Genomic DNA, 21,389 nt, shown 5'->3' on the forward strand with positions numbered 1-21,389 from the left:
TCTACACATTAAATTTGATAATAAAGGCAGCGCCAAGGGCGGCTGCCTTATCGAGGAGTTATTATCGTTATTAGAATCCGCCCCAGAGCATTGCCAAGGTACCGGCCAGCAAAGCATAGCCAAGTGCTACAGGCATAGTCTTACGGATGATTTCAGATTCGCGACCGGCCATACCGACCACGGTTGCCGCCGCGACCACGTTCATCACGCACATCATGTTACCTGCGTTGGCACCAATACCTTGCAGTGCCAGGATAAGTGCATGGTTTGCCCCTATGTTATCGGCCACGCTGTATTGCAGGCCGGAGAACATCATATTGGAGAAGGTGGCCGAACCCGACAGGAAGGCACCGAAAATCCCGACTATCGGGGAAATCCAGGCCCAAACGCTGCCGAGGCTTCCGGCCAGCATATCGGCCAATGCTACCGGCATGGATTGCAGACCGGCACTGTTGGTGCCTGAGTTGAGGAAGATTTTCACCATAGGCACAGAGGCACCCAGGGAGATAATGGTTGGCACCATGGATTTGCAGGAAACCGTAACCGATTCTTTGATGGCCTTGGAGTTCATTCTGAACAGGAAGAAGCCCAGAATACACACGGCAATAAAGAAGGCGCCCGGTGCAAAGAAGGTGGCGAAGCCGGCCTTGAGCTCAGTGCCTAACAGGCCGGTCCAGCTGATGTTGAAGCTGTTCAACCAGGCTTTCAGTGGCTGTACCACACGTGAAAGCACCAAGAGACCTGCCATGATCAGGTAAGGGGTCCAGGCGGCCAACTGGGAGAAACGCGCCTTGCTCTCTACTTGAGCTGTTTCGCCCTCTTTGTCATTTTCAGCGAAGTCATTCCAAGGGGTTTTAGGCAGTAACCAGCCTTTGCGGGCAACCGGGATTACCAATGCCATACCGACCAGGGCACCAATCACGGAAGGGAACTCTGGGCCGGCGAAGAAGTTGATCAACCAGGCAGGAATGGTGAAGGCTAAACCGGCGAACAGGGCAAATTTCCAGATGGCTAAGCCTTCCTTGAAGGACTTGTTGCGACCAAAGAAGCCAGTCAGCACAGACACCATTACCAAGGGGATCAGCGTACCTGTGATCAAATCTATGGTGATCATATGCATGGCAATGAACTGAGCATAATCGCTGAAGTGGCCCCCATGTTCGGCAATTTGCGCCGCAGCCATGCTGGTACCGCCTTCGAGCAGGCCCTGTTCCATACCAAAGAGCACTGGCAGACCAATGGCACCGAAAGACACTGAAGTTGAGTCGGCGACCAGGGCAACCACGGCGGCCGCAATCGGTGGGATACCCAAGAGCACCAACAGAGGCGCGCCAATCGCGGCTGGTGTACCAAAACCGGCAGAACCCTCAATAAAAGAGCCGAACAGCCAACAGATGATGATCACCTGAACCCTGGCGTCTGAACTGATATTGGTAAAACCGGCACGAATGGTATCCATGGCACCCGAGTATTTCAGGGTATTGAGCAGGAATACTGCACCGAAGATGATGGTTAAAGGTGTAATCGCCGACAGCAGGCCTTCAACCACGGAGGCGGCCAGCAGAGTAGTGTCCATCTGCCAGATAAAAACGGCGGCCAGGGCGGTTATCACCATGGAGATTGGCATAGCTCTGGATGCGGGCATCCGGAGCAACACCAGGAACAGCATGACGCTGATCACGGGTGTCAGACTTGCGAGTAACTGAAGAAATGTCATGGTTGCCTCATCATTTCATATGTTGCTTGTGCTTATTGTGGTGTTGAGAAAGTGCTATCGCCTTTCCCATTTGTTGTTGTGCGTGCTTATCATGGTTAATTTACCCGGAACCAAAATGATCTGGATCATCTTGCCTTTCGTATGTGGCTTAAGTTTTCGGTTATGGGAGCCGTGTCTCCGCCGGCAAATGGAAAAGTGTGACGGATATCACTACCGTGCTGGCGTTTATATAACTTTGGGGAATAGATATTTAAAAAATGGCCCACAACCTTAGGAATTATGGCTTTGTTTTACTCAAAAGGGTAATAAAGTGATCCTGTTATTTCATTTATGATGGAATGACAGGCTTATATCGCAAATCTTGAATGTGATTTAAGTCACACTAATTGAGCTTTTGGTGAAGTTAGTTTTTGGGTGTTTTTATTTAAACTAATAAAAATCAGATAGATAAGTTGTTTTTTCTTGCTGGCTTACCGTGATCTTAGTCACCGTTATATCGGGCGTCATAAAACGTGACATTGATCACGTGAGTGCTGTTTTACATTTTTTGAAAATAAATAACAAAAAAGCACCTTTGTTCTCAGGTGCTTTAACCCAGGCCTGTGGCTGAACTGCGTTTGTAGCTGTAAGAGTTTGCTCAGGCCACTCAAGCTTCAAAAGAGTTTACTGCCCCAACCTAACTTGTTGCGCAATACATGAAAGTAGTTGTGCCCCTTTGGGTGGATGAGTTTGAGCCGCTCTTTGCTGCGCCTCAGGATAATTTCATCGCCCGGCATCACAGACAAGGTGACATGGCCGTCACAGCTCACTTCCAGGTTTTCGCCGTTTTCCGGTGACACTACCAGTTTGATGATGCTGGAGGCGTCGACCACTATGGGACGACAGGAGAGGGTATGGGGAAACATGGGCACCAGGATCAGTGCCTCGAGATTAGGGGTCAATATCGCGCCGCCGGCCGACAGCGAATAGGCGGTTGAGCCGGTCGGTGTAGAGACTATCATGCCATCGGCCCGTTGGCTGTACATGAACTGGTTGTCGATATAAACCTCGAACTCGATCATATGGGCTATCTTGCCTGGGTGCAACACGGCCTCGTTGACGGCGGTATTGCTGGCTTTGACTTCGCCGTGGCGATAAACCTCGGCTTCCAGCAGGAACCTGTGTTCTGTGGCGTATTCGCCATCCAGCACCTTGGCGAGCGACTCTTCAAAGGCATCCGGCGGCAGATCGGTTAAAAAACCCAGATTACCGCGGTTGACACCGATAACGCCGAGATCGAAGCGCGCCAGTACCCGAGCTGCACCCAGCATATTGCCATCCCCCCCGACGACTATCGCCAGATCACAGTGCTCGCCGATATCCAATAGGTCTACCGCGCGTACATCTTTCCCGAGTTCAGCCGCGACTCTCTCTTCCACAAGCACATCATAGCCTTGCATTTTCAGCCAATAATGCAGACGCTTGAGGGTCAGGTTGGTCCCCTGATGGTGGGGTTTTCCTATCAGGCCTATAGTATGAAACTCAGTGGACATAGATTTTGGGAACTCTGGGGGTTGAAACGGTCAATTTGATCCCCATAATATGCCCAGAGTATGCAGAAACAAAGCATTTTTAGCTGGAGTAGAAATGAACAAAGAGTCATTTAAAGCAGAGCAGGAACAGGTCGAAGAAGTGGTTGACCAGGTTGAAACCACCGAGGGCGTAGCTGAGGAAGGCGGCATTATCGACGAGTTGACTCAGGCGAACTTCCGTATTGAGGAGCTGGAGCAGGCTTTATCTGACGCACAGGCGACAGTTGAGGAGCAGAAAGATTCTGTCATCCGTGCCGCAGCCGAAGTTGACAACATCCGTCGCCGGGCGGCGCAGGATGTAGAGAAGGCACATAAGTTTGCCCTGGAAAAGTTCAGCAATGAACTGTTGCCTGTGATCGATAACATGGAACGTGCTCTGGTGGGCGCAGATAAGGCTGATGAAGTCACCAAGCCTTTGTTTGAAGGTGTTGAGCTGACACTGAAGAGCTTCCTGTCAGCGGTGGAGAAGTTCGGTGTCAAGCAGATAGATCCTATCGGCGAAGCTTTTAACCCTGATCAGCACCAAGCCATTGGCATGCAACCAAGCGCCGAGTTCCCGGCCAATACCGTGATGCTGGTGATGCAAAAGGGCTATCAGCTCAATGAGCGTTTGCTGCGTCCTGCCATGGTAATGGTGTCCAAGGGCGGTGAGGGTGTTGATACCCAAGCCTGATAGCGCACTAAAACGCCCATAACGGCGAGACTAAAAAACCGCAGATAAGTCTGCGGTTTTTTATTTGCAAGCAGGTTTCCAGCCATGAAAAAGCCGAGCTTAGCTCGGCTTTCTTGTTCCTGGTTTTTTCTGGAGCCTGGGGGCTCTTGAATCCAGGAGCTTACTTCTGGCCAGCGGCTTTTTTGATAAAGTCCACTATCTCTGCCATAGGCACTTCCTGCTTTTCTCCGGTGCGGCGGTTCTTATACTCATAAACACCGGCATCCAGGTTGCGGTCGCCAATCACTATGGTGTGAGGCAGACCCAGGAGTTCCATATCGGCAAACATCACGCCAGGGCGCTCTTTACGGTCATCAAACAGCACTTCGATACCCGCATCGGTCAGCTCTTTATAAAGCTGTTCGGCAGTGTCTGTCACTCTGTGTGACTTGTGCATATTCATCGGCAGAATACCCACTGTGAATGGCGCAATCGCTTCCGGCCAGATGATACCGCGGTCGTCGTGATTCTGCTCGATGGCGGCGGCAACGATGCGGCTGACGCCGACACCATAACAGCCCATCAGCAGAGTCTGAGACTTGCCATTCTCGTCAAGCACAGTGGCGTTCATGGCGGCCGAGTAGTTGGTGCCCAACTGGAAGATATGGCCAACTTCAATACCGCGGGCGAAGGCGTAAGTGCCTTTGCCGTCAGGGGTGGTTTCGCCTTCCACTACATTACGGATATCGGCGGCACTGGCCAGCGGCAGATCCCGCTCCCAGTTGATACCGAAATAGTGTTTATCGTCTAGGTTGGCGCCGGCGGCAAAGTCGCTCATCACGGCAACACTGTGATCTATGACCACAGGAATAGACAGACCGACTGGGCCAAGAGAACCTGGGCCGGCTCCCAAGGCGTCACGGATTTCTGTTTCAGAGGCAAATTCCAGCGGCGCGGCAACCAGTTCCAGTTTGTCGGCTTTGACTTCGTTCAGCTCATGGTCGCCACGGACAACCAGGGCCACCAGTGGGGCTTCTTCGGTGGCGCCTTTGACTATCAGTGTCTTAACCGTCTTGGTGATATCAAGGCCAAACTGCTCAACCAGCTCGTCTATGGTTTTGGCATTTGGCGTGTCGACCAAAGTCATTTCCTGAGTGGGTGCGGCGCGCTCTGTGGTCGGCAGCGGCGCTTCAGCCTTCTCGATATTGGCAGCATAGTCGCTGCCATTGGAGTAGGCAATCAGATCTTCGCCGCTGCTTGCCAGTACGTGGAACTCGTGTGACATGCTGCCACCGATAGAGCCGGTATCCGCCAGTACAGGACGGAAGGCCAGGCCCATGCGTGACAAGATGTTGCTGTAAGCTGTGTACATGGCCTGATAGGTATCATCCATGGTTTGCTGATCCAGATGGAAAGAGTAGGCATCTTTCATCAGGAACTCACGTGAGCGCATAACACCGAAGCGTGGGCGAACTTCATCACGGAATTTGGTCTGGATTTGATACAGGGTCAGCGGCAGTTGCTTGTAGGAACTGACTTCTTTGCGCACCAGATCGGTAATCACTTCTTCGTGGGTCGGGCCCAGAACGAAGTCACGATTGTGACGGTCTACAAAGCGCAGCAGTTCCGGGCCAAACTTGTCCCAGCGACCTGTTTCCACCCAGAGATCCCCCGGCTGTACCATGGGCATCAGAATTTCGATGGCACCGGCCTTGTTCATCTCTTCACGCACAATGGCTTCGACCTTGCGTAGTACGCGCAGGCCGGACGGCAGCCAGCTATAGAGGCCTGAGGCGTTGCGACGTATCATACCGGCGCGCAGCATAAGCTGATGACTGACTATCTCTGCATTGGCAGGGTTTTCTTTCTGTGTTGATAACAGGTATTGACTGACTCGCATTACCTTGGGTCCGAAATGAATTGAATGGCCGCCATTTTATCACTTGCTTCGATGATGTCACGCGGCCAGGGCGGATAAATTCCCCTTTCCTTGTTCGAATTTAGCTCGTCGGCAACTGATTGACACCGGCACTACAGTTGCCGCCGCGATTTTGGGCGCTGAGCAGGGCTTCTTCTGCTTGAAACACTAAACTGTCCCAATTATTTTGTCTGCTGGGTTGGATGTTGGCCACGCCGATAGAGACTGTGAGTCGTGGGCTTTGGGCCTTGGCTCGCAGATTGGCCGCCAACACAAATTGATTGAGGCTCTGGGCGATGCGGATACAGGCTTCCGGATCCTGGTTGGGTAATAACAGTGCCAACTGAGATTGTTGTAACCGTGCCAGAAAATATTCACCCTTGATCTTAAAGTCCAGCAGCCTCTGGGCCAAATGCAGCAGGGTTTCGCTGGCAATAGCCTGATCGCTTTGAATGAGGAGTAAGCCTATCCTGTGCTGCCTTACTATTCCCTTATGCCAGGACTGTTTCATCAACTGGTTGAATGTACGGCGGTTATAAAGCCCCGTGAGTTCGTCTTGTTGCTGCTCGCTGGTCAAGGCTCTCATCTGCGCCTCAAGGGACAACAGCGCATGGTTTATCTTGAGTGTTTCCCGGTTCACCGGGGCTGGCGAGCGGCCACCAAAGTTTTGCTCTACCAGTTCGCTGAGCTTGTTGCTGGTCTGCAATAGAGGCTTGAGCAAGTGGCGGCCAATGACTGTCCAGGCTACAGATTGGCTCAAAACTATCAGCGCCAGTGACCCGATCACCAGCCATAGCAGGGTTTGCATCAGCGATTGGCTGTTCTTTTGCATCTGGGCATCCAGATGGGTCAGGCCTATGCCGGACAGGCGCAGAGAAAGATGATCTATGGCGCTTATCATGCCATTCATATGTGGCGCTCTCAGGGGGTGACCGCTCATCACTGACAATTGCTGCCCCAGAACCAAGGCCTCATCATATTCTTTGGTTGCCAGGGTAAACTGGCTCAGGGTGGATATTATCTGTCGTTGTCTCTGCCTGGTTTCATCAAGAATCGCCTCCCGTTCATTAAGGGGATAACTGGGCCAGTTGTTTTTGAGTTTCAATAGTGCCAGATGCTGCATTTGATTGGCTCTAATGGCTTGCAGCAGCTGTTTTTGCTTCTGCAGTTCGGCGATATGGGTTGTGTTTGTGCTATCTATTATCCAGAGGCTGGCACCGCCAAAAAATACTATCAGCCCGGCCAGCAGGAAAAAACTCAACAGTAATCTGCTGCGGATACCCGGTAACCCCTTTGGTATGCTTCTTGGTGGTTGTGTGTTTGGGCGGGTTTGGCAATCCATGGCGCTCATCTTCCTAATTATTGATTTTTCTCTCTGCCTGTCAGTGGCTTATCGCGTCTATCTCCTACTACTTTAGCAGGGTTTCCCGCCATTATGGCAAACGCGGGTACCGACTTGGTGACAACGGCGCCCATGCCAATGATGGCGCAGTCGCCTATGGTCACGCCATCGACGATTCCGGCCTGGGCGCCAATCCAGACATCTTCGCCAATAACTATTCCCTTGGATTGGCTGCTCTGACGATAGATGGGCATATCCGGCGCCATACCATGATTGAAGGCATAGATAGTGACATTGTTGGCGATGCGGGTCTTGGCACCTATCACTATGCCGCGACTGCCGCCGTCCAGTGAGCATCCGTGGTTAATGCTGACCTCCCGGCCTATCTGGATCGGCCCGTGCAGAAAGCAGTTGGCGGCTATCATGGACTCATCGCCCAGGATTATCGGCCTGCCGGGTTCGGCAAACAGTTCTGCTTCGGGGGCGATAAAGCAGTTCTGTCCTATGCTGATGGTTTCCAAAGCCTGTAATTTGGCCTGAATTGCCTGCTGCCAGGGAAGAGCCCATTCGAGATGCTTGGGTTTGAGGCGATACCAGAGCCAGGGCATCCAGGAGAGGCGCCTCTTGTGCTGTTCCTGATAATCATCCGCTGAGGGCTTAAAATCAATCATGCTCCGGCGCCGGACGCTTTGGCACAAAAGGGCTGTATGGTTTCGACTTCAATGCCTTGCTCTTGGGCATACCAGAAGATATCCAGATCATACAGCGCCACCTGATAACGTTTCGGATCCGGTTTACCTTTCTTGTAAGCGGGTCTCGGGTCCTGGGCCAACACCGCCTGAATAAGCTTATCCAGCCCGGGATAGCGTTTCTCGAGTTGGCTCAGTTGTTCTATTGCGAGATGGCTGAAGCTGACCTCAACCTGCTCGGGAGCCTGCTGCGCTATGCCGCCTATCGCGTCGGGTATCGCATCCGAGAAGGGGATATAGGGCTTGATGTCGATTATCGGGGTGCCATCGAGCAGATCCATGCCGGATATCTCCAGTATGACCTTGCCTTTGACTTGGTGGATTTGATGCAGCTTCACCACGGATTGGCCAATGCCATTGGGCCTGAAGGTGGAGCGGGTAGCAAACACTCCCAGCTTTTCATTACCGCCGAGCCGGGGAGGACGCACGGTGGTTTTCCAGCCCTGGGCCAGATTTTCATGAAAGCAGAACAGTAACCAGAGGTGGGAGTACTGCTCCAGCCCACGCACCGCATCGATATGATTGTAAGGTGCTGTCAGCTCGACAAAACCGCGAACAAAGTCCACCAACCCCGGCTGACGAGGGATACCAAACTTCTGTTTATATGGTGTCCGGCAATAGGCAACCGCTTCTATCTGAGTCGAAAACCCCATAACGTCAGGCTTACTCCTTCGGGGTTGTCAGACGAATAGCCTGGCCGACACACATGGCGCTGGTGTAGCAACCGGCTGCGGCTTCCTGGGTTTCGACACAGTTTTTAATAATGAGACCATTGGCTTTCATATCTGCTGCCGCCCGGCGCGCCTCGGTACGGGCATCAGCCATAGTGGCCGGTACACCATCGGGCTCGGACTGGCAGGCATTACCCTCAACCAATCCCAGCACTTCATATTGGCCCGTTGGTCGGCTGCCATCGAACAACTGTACTTCCGAGGGTTTGAAGTACTCCTCAATAGCCTGGCTGTCTAGGTTGGAATTGAAGCTGTATTCCCCGGCGCAGCCGCCAAGCAGCAGTACCAGAGTGGAAAGAAAAATCGGTTTCATGGCCAGGCCTTATAGTTATTCGTTCATGCTCCCGGCCATCCCGGGAGCTGTATGGGAAATTCTATCGCTTCAAATACTTTTGATAAAGCTGCCGATGACGATTGTTGAGATCCACCTGTCTGCCGTCGATAAACATCAGCTCTATCCTGCTGCTCATGGGATCGAGAATATCGCCGCTGCTGACTACCAGATTGGCCTGAAACCCGGGCGCTATCGCCCCTAGCTTGTCTACGCCCAGTATCTTGGCGGCATCTTGCGTAATCGCCTTGAGCGCCTGCTCTTTGCTGAGCCCCCAAGCTACAGTTTGGCCTGCTGCCAGCGGCAGGTTACGGCTGTCCCAATCGGAGCTGAAGCCGAGAGCGAAGGGAATACCGGCGCGCTTGAGCAACGCCGGTACTCTAAATGCCTGACCTATGGGCTCATCTTCGCGCAGTGGCAAGTCAAGCGTATGGGTATAGATGACGCTTGCCTCTATTTCATTGAGCGCTGCACCCAGGCGCCAGGCATCATAGCCACCGACCAGGGTGAGCTTGAATCCATACTGACGGGCCAGGGCAATGGCCGCCTCTATCTGCCGCTGCCTGTCGGCATGAACAAACAGCCGCCCCTCTTGGCGATACAGCGGTAAGAGCGCTTGCCAGCGGCTGTCTTCAAGGGCGCCTTCGCTGCTTTGCTGACTCAAGGCATAGCGTTTACCCGCTTCAAAGTGTTTGTGTATCTGTGACAGCGCGTCCTGATAGGCCAGTTGTGCCTGTTTATTCGCCTTGTTGGTACCTTGTTTTTGCGGCTCCGTTGGCCAATAGAGGTGGAACTGTGGTCTGGCTGGGACCTGGGCATCTTCTATGGTCCAGGCATCCAGGGATACCAGTGCAGATTGCCCTGCAATGCCTGTGCCTCTTGGGACTATTTGCGCGTGGGTGATACCGTTGGCCCGCACACTGGGCAACAATTCCGAATCCGGGTTGAAGGCGCTGGCGGCTTCAAGCTGTGGATTGGCACTGCCCACATCACGGCTATCGACTGTTGGCCTGGCCATGGCTATTTCCACCAATCCCAGGGTGGTATCCAGTGCTATGAGGCCGGGATAAAGGTGTTTGCCACTGAGATCAAATTCCCGGGCATTTTCAGCCGTTAATCCCGGGCCTACGGCGCTGATAACACCTTGCTCGAGCAGCACATCGGTATTCTCGAGAGTGCCTTGGCTGACGGTGTGAACCGTGGCGTTTTTCAGCAATATGGCTTGTTGCTGATGCTCGGCCGGGATCAGGTTATGGGCCTTTACCGGGGCGAGCATCAAGAGTGAACCACCCAGCAGCAGATGTGCCAGCATAGATGCCATGCGTGGCAATAGAGGAAACTTGGTCACAGGCGGCTCTCCTTATTCTGGCCCCAGGCGTTGAATTGGGTATCGCATTGCCACAAGGGCTCTATGATTTCTGAAGTCGTTTCGCCTTGAAGCCGCGCCGGGTCGCTGCCAAGAATTTTCTGGATCAGCGCTTGGCGCTCGCTGACAATAGCCTGGGTCATTTGCTTATCTTCAGCGCGGTCGAAGTAGCGTTTGCCGCCAATCCACACTGCCTGACTCTTGGCATAAACCGATAGGGGGTTGGCATCCCAGAGCACCAAATCTGCCTGTTTTCCCTCTTCTATAGAACCTGTTATGGCGTCTATTCCGAGCTGTTTTGCGGGGTTGATGGTTACCATCTTCCAGGCATCTTCTGGGGACATATCGCAGTATTTCACCGACTTGGCGGCTTCTTGATTCAGGCGACGCTGCATCTCAAAGTCATCTGAGTTAATCGAGGTGAGCACGCCGGCATTCATCATCAAACAGGCATTTTGCGGAATGGCATCATAGACCTCAAATTTGTAGGCCCACCAGTCGGCAAAGGTGGAAGCACCAGCGCCATGAGCCGCCAACTCGGGGGCCAGCTTGTAGCCTTCCAGTACATGGGTGAAGGCGGTGACTTTGAAATCGTAAGCCTCGGCGAGGCGCAAGAACATCAGGATTTCAGACTGGACATAGGAGTGAATATGCACATCGCGTTCGCCATTCAGCACTTGGGCAATCGCCTGTAAACGATAATCGGGGCGAGGGGAGAGCTGCTTACGTTTCTCCCGAGAACGCAACTCGGCATATTGGGCTTGGGCATCTTTATAGTCTCTGGCGGCATTGAAAGCATCACTCATCAGGGCTTTAACCCCCATGCGGCTTTGCGGGAATCTGCGGGTATAACGCTCACCCCAATTGCTCTGTTTGACGTTTTCCCCCAAAGCAAACTTAATCCCTTGATGGGCTTGGGTGAACTTGAGGCCTTCGGCCGACTCTCCCCAGCGCAGTTGAATGACCTGCGACTGGCCACCTATGGGGTTGGCGCTGCCATGCAGCAGATTGGCGGTGGTGACGCCACCGGCCAAAGAGCGATAGATGGCAATATCATCCGGGTTCAGCACATCGGCTATTTGCACTTCTGAGGTGATGGCATCGGACATCTCATTGAGGCCGCCGTTGACGGCAATGTGGGAATGCTCATCTATGATCCCGGCAGTCAGGTGCATACCAGCTCCCTCTATGACCTGATAACCACTCGGAGTGCTGAGATTGGTACCAATCTTTGCAATCTTGCCGTTGGCCAGAATCAGGTCGCTGTTGCCAATTATGCCGGCCTCGCTTGAGGTCCAAAGGGTGACATTGCGGATATGCAGTTTTTCCGTACCTGGCTGCTCACTGCGGCCATAGGCTTGCAGTGGACTCGTTAAACGGCTGAGATACTCGGGTTCAGTTTTACTGATTGTCTTTGACTGAGAGTTGACTGCCGCTGCTGAGGCTTTCGTTTCTTCAGCTGTTTCTGCCGTTAAAGGTGCGTGCGGCAATCTTGAACCGGCCAATTGGGTGATGGCACCGTCGGCATGCAAGAGTCTGCCCTGCAGCCCTTCATCATCTTGCCAAAGGGTTATTCGACTAATGCCACCGATACCGGCATCTTGCAAATTGGCACTGAAGCTCAGGCGTTTGCTATCGGTAGTTAGATGAGCGAGTTCTACTTGTTGATCACCGCTGCTGAGGCTACCCCTGAGCGTTCGGGGCTTTTGTTGACTCAGTTGTAGTTCAAGATCCAGTTCCAGTTCAGCTAGATGCAGGCGATAACTGCCTTGCCACTGATATCCAGGTGGCATTAGTTTTTGCTCTTCCCCTTGTAGCCAAACGCTGATTATTTCGCCGTCCTGAAACAGATTGCCTTTGGCTATCACCAGATCGGCCATATAGCCAGGTGCCAGTTTACCGACTAAATCCTCTATGCCGGCAGCTGCAGCGGCCTGGGTTGTCAGCGCTGCCAATGCGGCTTCTTCATCGAGGCCGGCCTGCAGCGCCATTCTTAATCTGGGCCAAAAGGCTTTGCCATCCATGCCATATTGGGTGAAGGAGAAAGGAATGTTATTGGCGGCGAGGACGGCGGGATTACTCGGTGCCCGCTCCCAATGTCTCAAGATGTTGAGTGGCACTTCTCTGGCATAGTCTTCGTCACTGACCTGAGGAGCTGCAGGAAAGTTCAACGGCAATATCAACACGGGTCGATATTCTAGCAGTTCTTTCACTCTTGCATACTCCTGGCCATTTCCCAGTAAGATTGGCTGGATATCTGATTGGCTCAAGAGCTTAGCTGCACGCAACTGGTTATTGAGATTTCGGGTGTCAAATATCACACCACGAGTTTTTATATCGTGTAAGCGCTCAAGGGCGGTATTAAATTCCGGTGATAATAAACCCTCGCGTCCGGCTGCATTCTTTTTATTCTGGTTATACCAGTTGGCATCACTGAGAGTCTGTCTTATTAACGCTATGCTTCCCATCAGAGAATTGGGATAATCCTGTGGTGAATTGCCTTTATCAAATGCCATAAAATGTCGGCTTCTGGGGCGATATATCACTTGGTTACTCTTTTTGTCGGCCAAAGAAAGTGAGACGCCGACTCCCCTGAATATTCCGTCAAGATGTGCACTCTGGACACTGGTGAAGCCATTACTTATCCAATTTGATGCAGTTTTGTTGTCCGGCAAGACATAAGTAAACCATTCTTTCTCTGCATGAATGGCGCCATTTGCGGCTACCGCCCCTTTTGACTTAATTTGATAGACTGGAGCTTCAATTGCGGCCGCAGATTCTGAATACTCCAAACCATATTTGGCAAAGGGATCGATAAATCCCGGATAGATGGTGTAACCATTGAGATCTATCTTATAAGCATTTTGTGGAATTTCATTATTGGAAATTACTTGTTTTATTCGGTTATTTTCAATAAGTAATGTAGCGTTATCCAGCTGTTCTCCAGGTGAAAGTATAAGCTTGGCATGGGTTAAGGCGGTCAATCTCGGGGTATTGTCTGTCAGCTGTGTCTCATCGGCAAAGGCGCTACAGGCCACAAGACTGAACAACAGTAGGTTTATGGCGGGGAAAGAAATTCTCATCTGTTGTGGCTACCTTGTCATAATTCCTTGGGGAGAGTCATTGTCATCAGAGAGGAACAGGCTGCGATCAATCAGTACGTTTCCCCTACGAGTGATAAAAAAGCGGACGAAAGCCTCGCTTTAAGTCGGCAGTCGTAAACTTAACTCAGCCTAAATGTAAATGCCAAGGCGTAATTGTAAGGCTTTTTAACAGATGCCAGACGTCTATCAGACATAAAAAAGCCCCGACACTGTCGAGGCTTAAGCTAGGAAAACCTGATTAAATCAGGAAATCATCCATTGAACGACCTTTATCTACTTCGTTCTTGAATACAGTTGGCATACGGCCTTGGCCGGTCCAAGTAATAGTTTGACCATCTACAACGATTTTGTATTTTGGTGGGCGGGGAGCACGCTTCTTGGGAGCAGCCTTGGCGGCAGCAACATTACCCAGATCTTCAACAGATAGGCCAACGGCTTCCATCTGCTTACGGATCTCTTCAATTTTAGACAGACGTTCAGCCTGTGCCTTTTCTTCTTTCTTGGCTTCTTCTTCACGATCAATAATGATCTTATCCAATTTGACTGCCAGATCGCGCAGATCTGCAACGCTTAACTCTTTTACTGCGGCTTTAAAACGACGGCCGTGAGTCAATATATCAAGAAAATCGCTCATAAGTATTTAGGTCCCACGCTAATTTATAAATTGGGTTAAGGTGAATATCGCTATAAATAATAGAAACTATAAGTGTCAGGATCAAATATTTTTACGTCAATTGACATTAATTTCTTTATTTATTTCAATTCTACGACCATAAAAGTTGCCAAGTGTTCAAAAAACTGACCATAAAGTGTGACAGAATTGGCAAACGAGCGTTTAAACTACTGTTGACGTTAACGTCAACAGCACGTAAAGTTGAGCCATCCTGTACTGATGTATCTGGTATCATCGGTACGTAATCCACATAAGATACAAGGTGTAGGAAGGAAACCCTATGAAAGTATTGGTGCCAGTAAAACGTGTGGTCGATGCCAATGTTAAGGTCAGGGTCAAGGCTGACAATACAGGCGTTGAAACAGCCAACCTGAAAATGGCGTTGAATCCATTTTGTGAAATTGCGGTAGAAGAAGCCGTACGTCTAAAAGAAGCCGGCAGTGCTTCTGAGGTCGTTGTTGTCAGCATAGGTCCCAAGGCGGCACAGGAGCAACTGCGTACCGCATTGGCTCTGGGCGCCGACCGTGCCATTCACATTGAAACCGATGAAGAGCTGGTGCCCCTTTCTATTGCCAAGTTACTCAAGGCAGTGCAGGACAAAGAGCAGGCGCAGCTAATTCTGATCGGCAAGCAGTCCATCGATGGTGATAACAATCAGACCGGACAGATGCTGGCAGCGCTCGCCGGTATGCCTCAGGCAACCTTTGCATCTGAAGTGAAGCTGGAAGGTGAAACTTTGCTGGTTACCCGTGAAGTGGATGGTGGTTTACAGACTCTGTCCATGCCTCTACCGGCTGTAGTTACAGCGGATCTGCGTCTGAATGAGCCTCGCTATGCTTCTTTGCCCAATATCATGAAGGCCAAGCGCAAGCCGCTGGAAACCATGAGCATTGAGGATCTGGAAGTGACTCTCAAGCAGCACGTACAGGTGTTGGAGGTAGCAACGCCGGCCAGCCGTCAGGCGGGTGTGATGGTGGCTTCCGTTGAGGAGCTGGTGGACAAGTTGAAAAACGAAGCGAAGGTGATCTAAATGGCCGTATTAGTAATAGCAGAACACGATAATGCCAGCCTGAAACAGGACACAGCCAAAGTCGTCGCCGCGGCCAAAGCCATAGGTGGAGATATTCACCTCTTGGTTGCCGGTCAGGATTGCAAGGCCGCAGCCGATGCCGCCGCCAAGCTTGAAGGTGTCAGTAAAGTACTGTTGGCCGATAATCCTGCCTATGGTGCTCATCTTGCCGACAATATTGGTGAGCTCATCTTGTCTTTGAGTGGCGACTACAGCCATATTCTGGCTGCAGCCTCAAGCCAGGGTAAGGATATACTGCCAAGAGTGGCGGCTTTGCTGGATGTGGCTCAACTTTCTGAGATCACCAAGGTGATCGATGCCGATACTTTTGTCCGTCCCGTCTATGCCGGTAACGCCATGGCGACCGTTAAGAGTCTGGATAACAAGAAAGTGGCCACAGTGCGCGCCAGCGCCTTCGACGCCGTTGCCGAGACAGGTTCAGCTGAAATCAATCAGCTCGACAGCGTCTTTGACGCCAAGAGCAGCTTTGTCTCTCAGAGTTTGACCGAGTCGGCTCGTCCGGAGCTTGGCAGTGCCAGAGTGATTGTTTCCGGTGGTCGCGGTATGGGCAGTGGCGAAAACTTTGCCATGCTGGAAACCTTGGCCGATAAGCTTGGCGCCGCCGTAGGTGCATCACGGGCCGCCGTAGATGCCGGATTTGTTCCCAATGATTTGCAGGTCGGTCAGACAGGTAAAATTGTGGCGCCAGAGCTGTATATTGCTGTGGGTATCTCCGGAGCGATTCAGCATCTGGCCGGGATGAAGGATTCAAAAGTCATAGTGGCTATCAACAAAGATCCTGAAGCGCCTATTTTCCAGGTTGCCGATTATGGTCTGGAAGCTGATCTGTTTGATGTGGTGCCCAAGTTGAACGAGTTGATTTAATCTGTGATCTAGGTCACGATAGGCGGCTTTGGGGTAGCATCCTCAAAGCCGCCTATGTTTTTATGTGCCTCACGCCTGAAATCAGGCGTCCTGAGAAGTAGAGGCGCACTAAATATCAGTAGCGGTAAGCAGGGTGATTCCGTTTATGTATCGCGAAAGGATTTGGTGCCGAAGGGGTTGCGACTCATCAAAGTCCACCGCTGGGGCTGTTACCAAATAGGGGCAGCACTGCCATAGTATATTCTGTCGGGATGACAGATTGACGTTACTATGGAGCGCTACTGAAAGGACAGGTGCTACTCGGTATGTTTTTGCCTTTTCCCACCAGTTCAGTTGCCCTCCATTCGTATTTAACGAAGAACAAGACTCAATGACAGTACTAAGTTATGCCGACTCGGCACTCTCTTTGTTGCCGCCGGTTGTGGCAATTTTATTGGCGATCTTCACCCGGCGGGTGTTGTTATCTCTAGGGCTGGGAATACTGATCGGAGCCTTGTTGCTCAATCAATGGTCGGTGTTGGATACCGGGGTTTATCTGGGGCAAAGGGTGCTTTCCCTGGTTTGGGACGATGGCGCTTTTAATGCCTGGAACCTGTATATTCTGGGTTTCCTGGTGCTGCTGGGAATGATCACTGCACTGATTACTGTTAGTGGCTCTGCCAGAGCCTTTGCCAACTGGGCCAGACAGCATATCCGCAATCGTCGTGATGCTAAGCTGCTAACCATGTTTCTCGGTTGTGTGGTGTTTATCGATGACTACTTCAACAGCCTGGTGGTGGGCAGTATCGCTAGACCGCTGACCGACAGATATTATATCTCCCGCTCCAAACTGGCGTATCTTTTGGATTCAACCGCAGCGCCTGTGTGCGTTATCTCGCCGGTTTCCAGCTGGGGTGCCTATATTATTGCCCTTATCGGCGGTATTCTCACGGCTCATGGTTTTACCGAGACCGGACATCTGAGCGCTTTCGTGCAGATGATCCCGATGAACTTCTATGCCCTGTTTGCCCTGGCGCTCTTGCTATGCGTGGCCTATATGGAGCTGGATATCGGCGCCATGCGCAAACACGAGCTTAATGCCCGTAAAGGCAATCTCTATGATGAGTCCAAGGGACTGCCTCCCGGTGCCAATGCCGATCTGCCCGAGGCGGAAACCGGTCAGGTGCACGGCCTGTTCCTGCCCATAGGTGTCTTGGTGGTGGCGACTTTCTACTTTATGGTTTCCAGCGGCGCCGATGCCCTGGCGGCAGAAAGCCTGCCTTTCAGCATCATAGGTGCCTTTGAGAAAACCGATGTGGGCTCGTCACTGTTTTTTGGCGCTTCCATCGGACTGGTGGTAACGCTGCTGCTGGCCTTTATCCAGAAGATTGAAGCCAAGATGATCCTCAAGGCGCTCACCTCGGGTGCCCGTTCTATGTTGCCGGCCATCTATATTCTGATGTTTGCCTGGACCATAGCCGGGATCATAGGCTCATTGGAAACCGGCAAGTTTATGGCCAGTCTCGCCAGTGGCAATATTCCCTTTGCCTTGCTGCCGGCCGTGTTATTTATTTTGGCTGGGCTTACCGCCTTTTCTACCGGCACCAGCTGGGGCACTTTCGGGATCATGTTGCCGATTGCTGCCGATATGGCTATGGGCAGCCACAGCAGTATGATGTTGCCTATGTTGGCGGCCGTGCTGGCCGGTGCTGTATTTGGCGACCACTGCTCGCCGATATCGGACACCACGATTCTGTCATCTACAGGTGCCGGCTGTCATCATATCGATCACGTGTTGACTCAGCTGCCTTATGCGGTGTTGGTGGCGCTTATTTCCCTCGGTGGTTATATAGTGCTCGGTTTTACCGAGTCGGTATGGTTGGGGCTTGCCTGTAGCTGTGTATTGTTCCTGCTGGGATTGGTGTGGCTCAAATGGCAACAACCCAAGAATACTAATGCCTGAGCTGCCACCCAATAGCTTGCGTTAACAGCACCCGCCCTGATGGCGGGTGTTTTGTTGTAATGCCATTTCGTTTACTTGATTCAGCTTGGGAGTTGGCTTTGGTAAAGAGTCGTGTGCCGGCATCAAGTTCGGCCGTATTTGAATACCTGATCAAGATTAATGCTGGTTTAAAGTCCAACAAGGAATGGAATAACTAACCTGCGATGGGAAAAGGCTTCTGATATACTTGCCGCCTTCGCCAGTTGCCGGAGGCTTTCCGGTAAGATTCACTGTTTGGAAATACCAATGAACAACCTGTTTCTGTTTTGTCGTGCCGGCTATGAAAAAGAGTGCGCGGCCGAGATCCAAAATCGGGCGGCACTGCTCAATGTCGGTGGTTTCGTCAAGGCCAACAACAACGATGCCTATGTGATCTTTCAATGTTTTGCCGAAGGGGAAGCCGATACCCTGGCACAGGAACTGGCGCTGGACTCATTGATCTTTGCCCGGCAGATGTTTGTTTGCGGCGATCTGCTCAGCGACCTGCCTCCGGAAGACAGGGTAGGGCCAATTACCGCCGCGCTTGAAGATGTCAGCAAGGGCGGTGAGCTCAGGGTCGAAACTCCGGATACCAACGAAGCCAAAGAGCTGCTGACCTTCTGCCGTAAGTTTACCGTGCCGCTGCGTCAGTCGCTGAAACAGAGTGGTACTCTGCTGGCCAAGGAAAACCCCAAGCGGCCGATAATCCATGTGTGCTTTGTGGCACCGGGCAAAGCGTTTGCCGGTTATTCCTACAGCCATAACTCGTCACCGTTTTTTATGGGGATCCCCAGGCTCAAGTTTCCCGCCGATGCGCCCAGCCGCTCGACTTTGAAACTGGATGAGGCCTTCAATCACTTTATTCCCGAGCCGCAGCGGGAAGAGCGTTTGCGCAGCGGTCTCAACGCCGTGGATCTCGGCGCCTGTCCCGGCGGCTGGACCTATCAGTTGGTGCGCCGCGGCATGTTTGTATCGGCCGTCGACAACGGCCCCATGGATGCAGGTTTGATGGAAACCGGCCAGGTGACTCACTTCCAGGCCGATGGTTTCCGTTTTGAGCCCAAGCGCAAGAACATCTATTGGCTGGTGTGTGACATGGTGGAAAAGCCGGCCAGGGTGGCCGAGCTGATGGAAGCCTGGGCCATCAATGGCTGGTTCAAAGAGGCTATCTTTAACCTGAAACTGCCGATGAAGAGCCGTTACAAAGAGGTGAGCACCATATTGGAAAATATGCAGGCCATTCTCAAAGAAAACGGCATCACAGAGTTTAAGCTGGCTTGTAAACACCTCTACCACGACAGGGATGAAGTGACAGTGCACCTGTGGCTGCGACCCAACTCGCCTTGGTGAGTTGGGGAGGGGGCGAACAAGTCCCATGTGTGCTCTGCGTCGGCTTGTGGGCCTGGATGCAAGGCGTGGTTCGCACCTTCCTTGCCTCAAGCTGGCCTTGATGCTTTTCAGCTCAAGGCCATATGCTGCAGCACGGCATCCGGAATGTCATATTGGCCGCAAACCCACTCAAGATTGCTATCGATAAAGCCGAGTAGCTCCCGGGTCAACATCAGGTTATAAACGGCATCGGCCACCACACTGATGTATTCCGCTTTCTTTCTCGGTGACAGGTGATGGTGGCGCTGATAATCCTGCAATGCCTGTTCCAGCTTCTTGCCGGCAACGCCCAGGGAACCGGCTTGCTCCCGCATCAATTCCTGCTCTAACAGACTCTGCTGTTGCTGCTTTAGTTCACTCAGTTTTGAGGCTGACACCCGCTGCTCCTCTGGCTGCTTCTCCTGTTTTTAAGTGTGTGCCCCAGATAATGGATCAACAAGTCGGTGTCGGCGAAATGTTCGCTGGCGCACAAAAATCTACTCTCAAAAGACCATGTAACTCTTACTCGGGGCGTTTGTAGTCATTTAAGCTTGGAAAATATTGAGTTGTATCACGCAACTAAAAAACTTTTAAGGTGTAATCCGCCGCGGTTCCTGTTACTAAATAAGTTCTGTTTCTTGATATGAGTCTGCGGATAGAAGTAATGCAGTTTTCCAAGTTTGGCGACAAGTTTAACCGTTATACAGGTATCACCCAGTTGATGGATGATCTCAACGAAGGGCTACGCACTCCGGGGGCGATTATGCTGGGGGGCGGTAACCCGGCGGCCATCCCCTCCATGCTCGACTATTTTACCGAGCTCAGTGCCGATATGCTGGCCAAGGGCGAGTTGCTCGCGGCCATGACCAACTATGATGGCCCGCAGGGAAAAGATGCCTTTCTCAATGCCTTGGCCAAGCTGCTTAACGATACCTACGGTTGGTCGCTGACCAAAAACAATATCAGCCTCACCAACGGCAGCCAGAGCTCGTTTTTCGCGCTGTTCAATCTATTTGCCGGTACCACTGCCGAGGGGCAAAAACGCAAGATCTTACTGCCGCTCGCTCCTGAGTATATCGGCTACAGTGATGCCGGTCTGGAAGATGAACTGTTTCGTACCTTCAAACCGGAAATTACCAAGCTGGATGGCGGCTTGTTCAAGTACCACATCGACTTTGAAAGGCTTAAAGTCGATGCCGATATCGGCGCTATTTGTGTTTCACGACCGACCAATCCCACAGGCAATGTGCTGACCGATGAAGAGGTGGATAAGCTGGATAAGCTGGCAAGAGCGCACGGGATCCCGCTGATCCTCGACTGCGCCTACGGCTCACCTTTCCCCAATATTCTGTTTGAGGATGTGACTCCTTTCTGGAATGACAACACTGTGTTGTGCATGAGTCTCTCCAAGCTGGGGCTGCCTGGGCTGCGCTGCGGCATAGTGATAGCCAACCAAGCCATCACCCAGGCGCTGACCAATATCAACGGTATTATCTCACTGGCACCGGGCAGCATGGGCCCGGCGATGGCGACAGAGATGATAGCCCGTGGTGATATGCTGCGGCTCGGTAATGAAGTGGTGCGGCCTTTCTATCTGCAGCGGGCGCAGCAAACCGTGGCCATGCTGCAACAGGCTCTGCCGGACCCCAGGTTCAGAATTCATAAACCCGAGGGCGCGATTTTCCTCTGGCTCTGGTTTGAAGGCCTGCCCATCAGTGCCATGGAACTTTATCGACGCCTGAAAGCCAGGGGCGTGTTGGTGGTGCCCGGAGAGTACTTCTTCTTCGGACTGGCCGAAGAGTGGCCACACGCCGGTGAGTGTATTCGGATGAACTATGTACAACAACCCGAGTTGATGCATCGCGGCATTGAAATCATCGCCGAAGAAGTCAATAAGGCTTGGGCACAGCTTGGTTGAAACCAAGGTTATTATCGCAGAGTTGCTTGCTGTGA

The 21,389-nt window shown here is 52.0% G+C and carries 17 protein-coding genes and 1 riboswitch; of the genes, 6 read left to right on the forward strand and 11 right to left on the reverse strand.

What is annotated here, in order from left to right; all coding sequences use genetic code 11:
- Positions 1–70: 70 nt before the first annotated feature.
- On the reverse strand, positions 71–1,717 hold the full coding sequence (locus SIL79_RS12425) for an L-lactate permease (protein WP_052248277.1): 1,647 nt from the start codon (positions 1,715–1,717) through the stop codon (positions 71–73).
- A gap of 653 nt (positions 1,718–2,370) precedes the next feature.
- Positions 2,371–3,249: an NAD(+) kinase gene (nadK, locus tag SIL79_RS12430; protein WP_039035936.1), complete on the reverse strand. Its 879-nt coding sequence runs from the start codon at positions 3,247–3,249 to the stop codon at positions 2,371–2,373.
- 94 nt (positions 3,250–3,343) lie between these two features.
- On the opposite strand from nadK, the gene grpE reads away from it, so the two are divergent.
- Complete coding sequence (grpE, locus tag SIL79_RS12435) at positions 3,344–3,961, forward strand: nucleotide exchange factor GrpE (protein WP_039035935.1); 618 nt, start codon at positions 3,344–3,346, stop codon at positions 3,959–3,961.
- Positions 3,962–4,121: 160 nt separating this feature from the next.
- Here the strand turns inward: grpE and SIL79_RS12440 are convergent, their stop codons facing one another.
- The 8 genes from SIL79_RS12440 to SIL79_RS12475 form a co-directional block, all read right to left on the reverse strand.
- Positions 4,122–5,840 (reverse strand): proline--tRNA ligase, encoded by a 1,719-nt coding sequence (locus tag SIL79_RS12440; RefSeq protein ID WP_144361718.1) that lies wholly within the window; start codon positions 5,838–5,840, stop codon positions 4,122–4,124.
- 100 nt (positions 5,841–5,940) lie between these two features.
- Positions 5,941–7,119: a GGDEF domain-containing protein gene (locus tag SIL79_RS12445; protein WP_162206952.1), complete on the reverse strand. Its 1,179-nt coding sequence runs from the start codon at positions 7,117–7,119 to the stop codon at positions 5,941–5,943.
- 98 nt (positions 7,120–7,217) lie between these two features.
- Positions 7,218–7,871, reverse strand: coding sequence for an acyltransferase (locus SIL79_RS12450; RefSeq protein ID WP_144361716.1), 654 nt, complete (start codon positions 7,869–7,871; stop codon positions 7,218–7,220).
- A complete protein-coding gene (gene tsaA / locus SIL79_RS12455) occupies positions 7,868–8,602 on the reverse strand; it encodes a tRNA (N6-threonylcarbamoyladenosine(37)-N6)-methyltransferase TrmO (protein ID WP_144361715.1) in 735 nt (244 codons plus the stop codon). Before tsaA ends, SIL79_RS12450 begins: the two co-directional genes overlap by 4 nt.
- A 10-nt stretch (positions 8,603–8,612) precedes the next feature.
- Positions 8,613–8,993 (reverse strand): Rcs stress response system protein RcsF, encoded by a 381-nt coding sequence (gene rcsF, locus SIL79_RS12460; protein ID WP_039035930.1) that lies wholly within the window; start codon positions 8,991–8,993, stop codon positions 8,613–8,615.
- Positions 8,994–9,054: 61 nt separating this feature from the next.
- The gene (locus SIL79_RS12465) at positions 9,055–10,323 is read right to left on the reverse strand and encodes an amidohydrolase family protein (RefSeq protein ID WP_071477129.1); all 1,269 of its coding nucleotides are present in this window, start codon (positions 10,321–10,323) and stop codon (positions 9,055–9,057) included.
- Positions 10,324–10,355: 32 nt separating this feature from the next.
- Positions 10,356–13,460, reverse strand: coding sequence for an amidohydrolase family protein (locus SIL79_RS12470; protein ID WP_319619307.1), 3,105 nt, complete (start codon positions 13,458–13,460; stop codon positions 10,356–10,358).
- Between the two features lie 259 nt (positions 13,461–13,719).
- Complete coding sequence (locus tag SIL79_RS12475) at positions 13,720–14,115, reverse strand: H-NS histone family protein (protein WP_039035928.1); 396 nt, start codon at positions 14,113–14,115, stop codon at positions 13,720–13,722.
- 319 nt (positions 14,116–14,434) lie between these two features.
- On the opposite strand from SIL79_RS12475, the gene SIL79_RS12480 reads away from it, so the two are divergent.
- From SIL79_RS12480 to rlmM, 4 genes are all read left to right on the forward strand, one after another.
- Positions 14,435–15,184, forward strand: a complete 750-nt coding sequence (locus tag SIL79_RS12480; protein WP_162206950.1) for an electron transfer flavoprotein subunit beta/FixA family protein — start codon at positions 14,435–14,437, stop codon at positions 15,182–15,184.
- The gene (locus SIL79_RS12485) at positions 15,185–16,108 is read left to right on the forward strand and encodes an electron transfer flavoprotein subunit alpha/FixB family protein (protein ID WP_071477123.1); all 924 of its coding nucleotides are present in this window, start codon (positions 15,185–15,187) and stop codon (positions 16,106–16,108) included.
- Between the two features lie 90 nt (positions 16,109–16,198).
- Positions 16,199–16,397: riboswitch (Lysine riboswitch) on the forward strand.
- Between the two features lie 81 nt (positions 16,398–16,478).
- Complete coding sequence (locus SIL79_RS12490; RefSeq protein ID WP_039035925.1) at positions 16,479–18,050, forward strand: Na+/H+ antiporter NhaC family protein; 1,572 nt, start codon at positions 16,479–16,481, stop codon at positions 18,048–18,050.
- Between the two features lie 285 nt (positions 18,051–18,335).
- A complete protein-coding gene (gene rlmM / locus SIL79_RS12495) occupies positions 18,336–19,418 on the forward strand; it encodes a 23S rRNA (cytidine(2498)-2'-O)-methyltransferase RlmM (RefSeq protein ID WP_039034410.1) in 1,083 nt (360 codons plus the stop codon).
- A gap of 107 nt (positions 19,419–19,525) precedes the next feature.
- Here the strand turns inward: rlmM and SIL79_RS12500 are convergent, their stop codons facing one another.
- Positions 19,526–19,834 (reverse strand): hypothetical protein, encoded by a 309-nt coding sequence (locus SIL79_RS12500; RefSeq protein ID WP_234501616.1) that lies wholly within the window; start codon positions 19,832–19,834, stop codon positions 19,526–19,528.
- Between the two features lie 266 nt (positions 19,835–20,100).
- Here SIL79_RS12500 and SIL79_RS12505 point away from each other — a divergent pair, with 266 nt between their 5' ends.
- A complete protein-coding gene (locus tag SIL79_RS12505; RefSeq protein ID WP_234501617.1) occupies positions 20,101–21,354 on the forward strand; it encodes a valine--pyruvate transaminase in 1,254 nt (417 codons plus the stop codon).
- The last annotated feature ends 35 nt before the right edge of the window (positions 21,355–21,389 follow it).

This window comes from Shewanella indica (assembly GCF_033842865.1).
Classification (GTDB): Bacteria; Pseudomonadota; Gammaproteobacteria; order Enterobacterales; family Shewanellaceae; genus Shewanella; species Shewanella indica.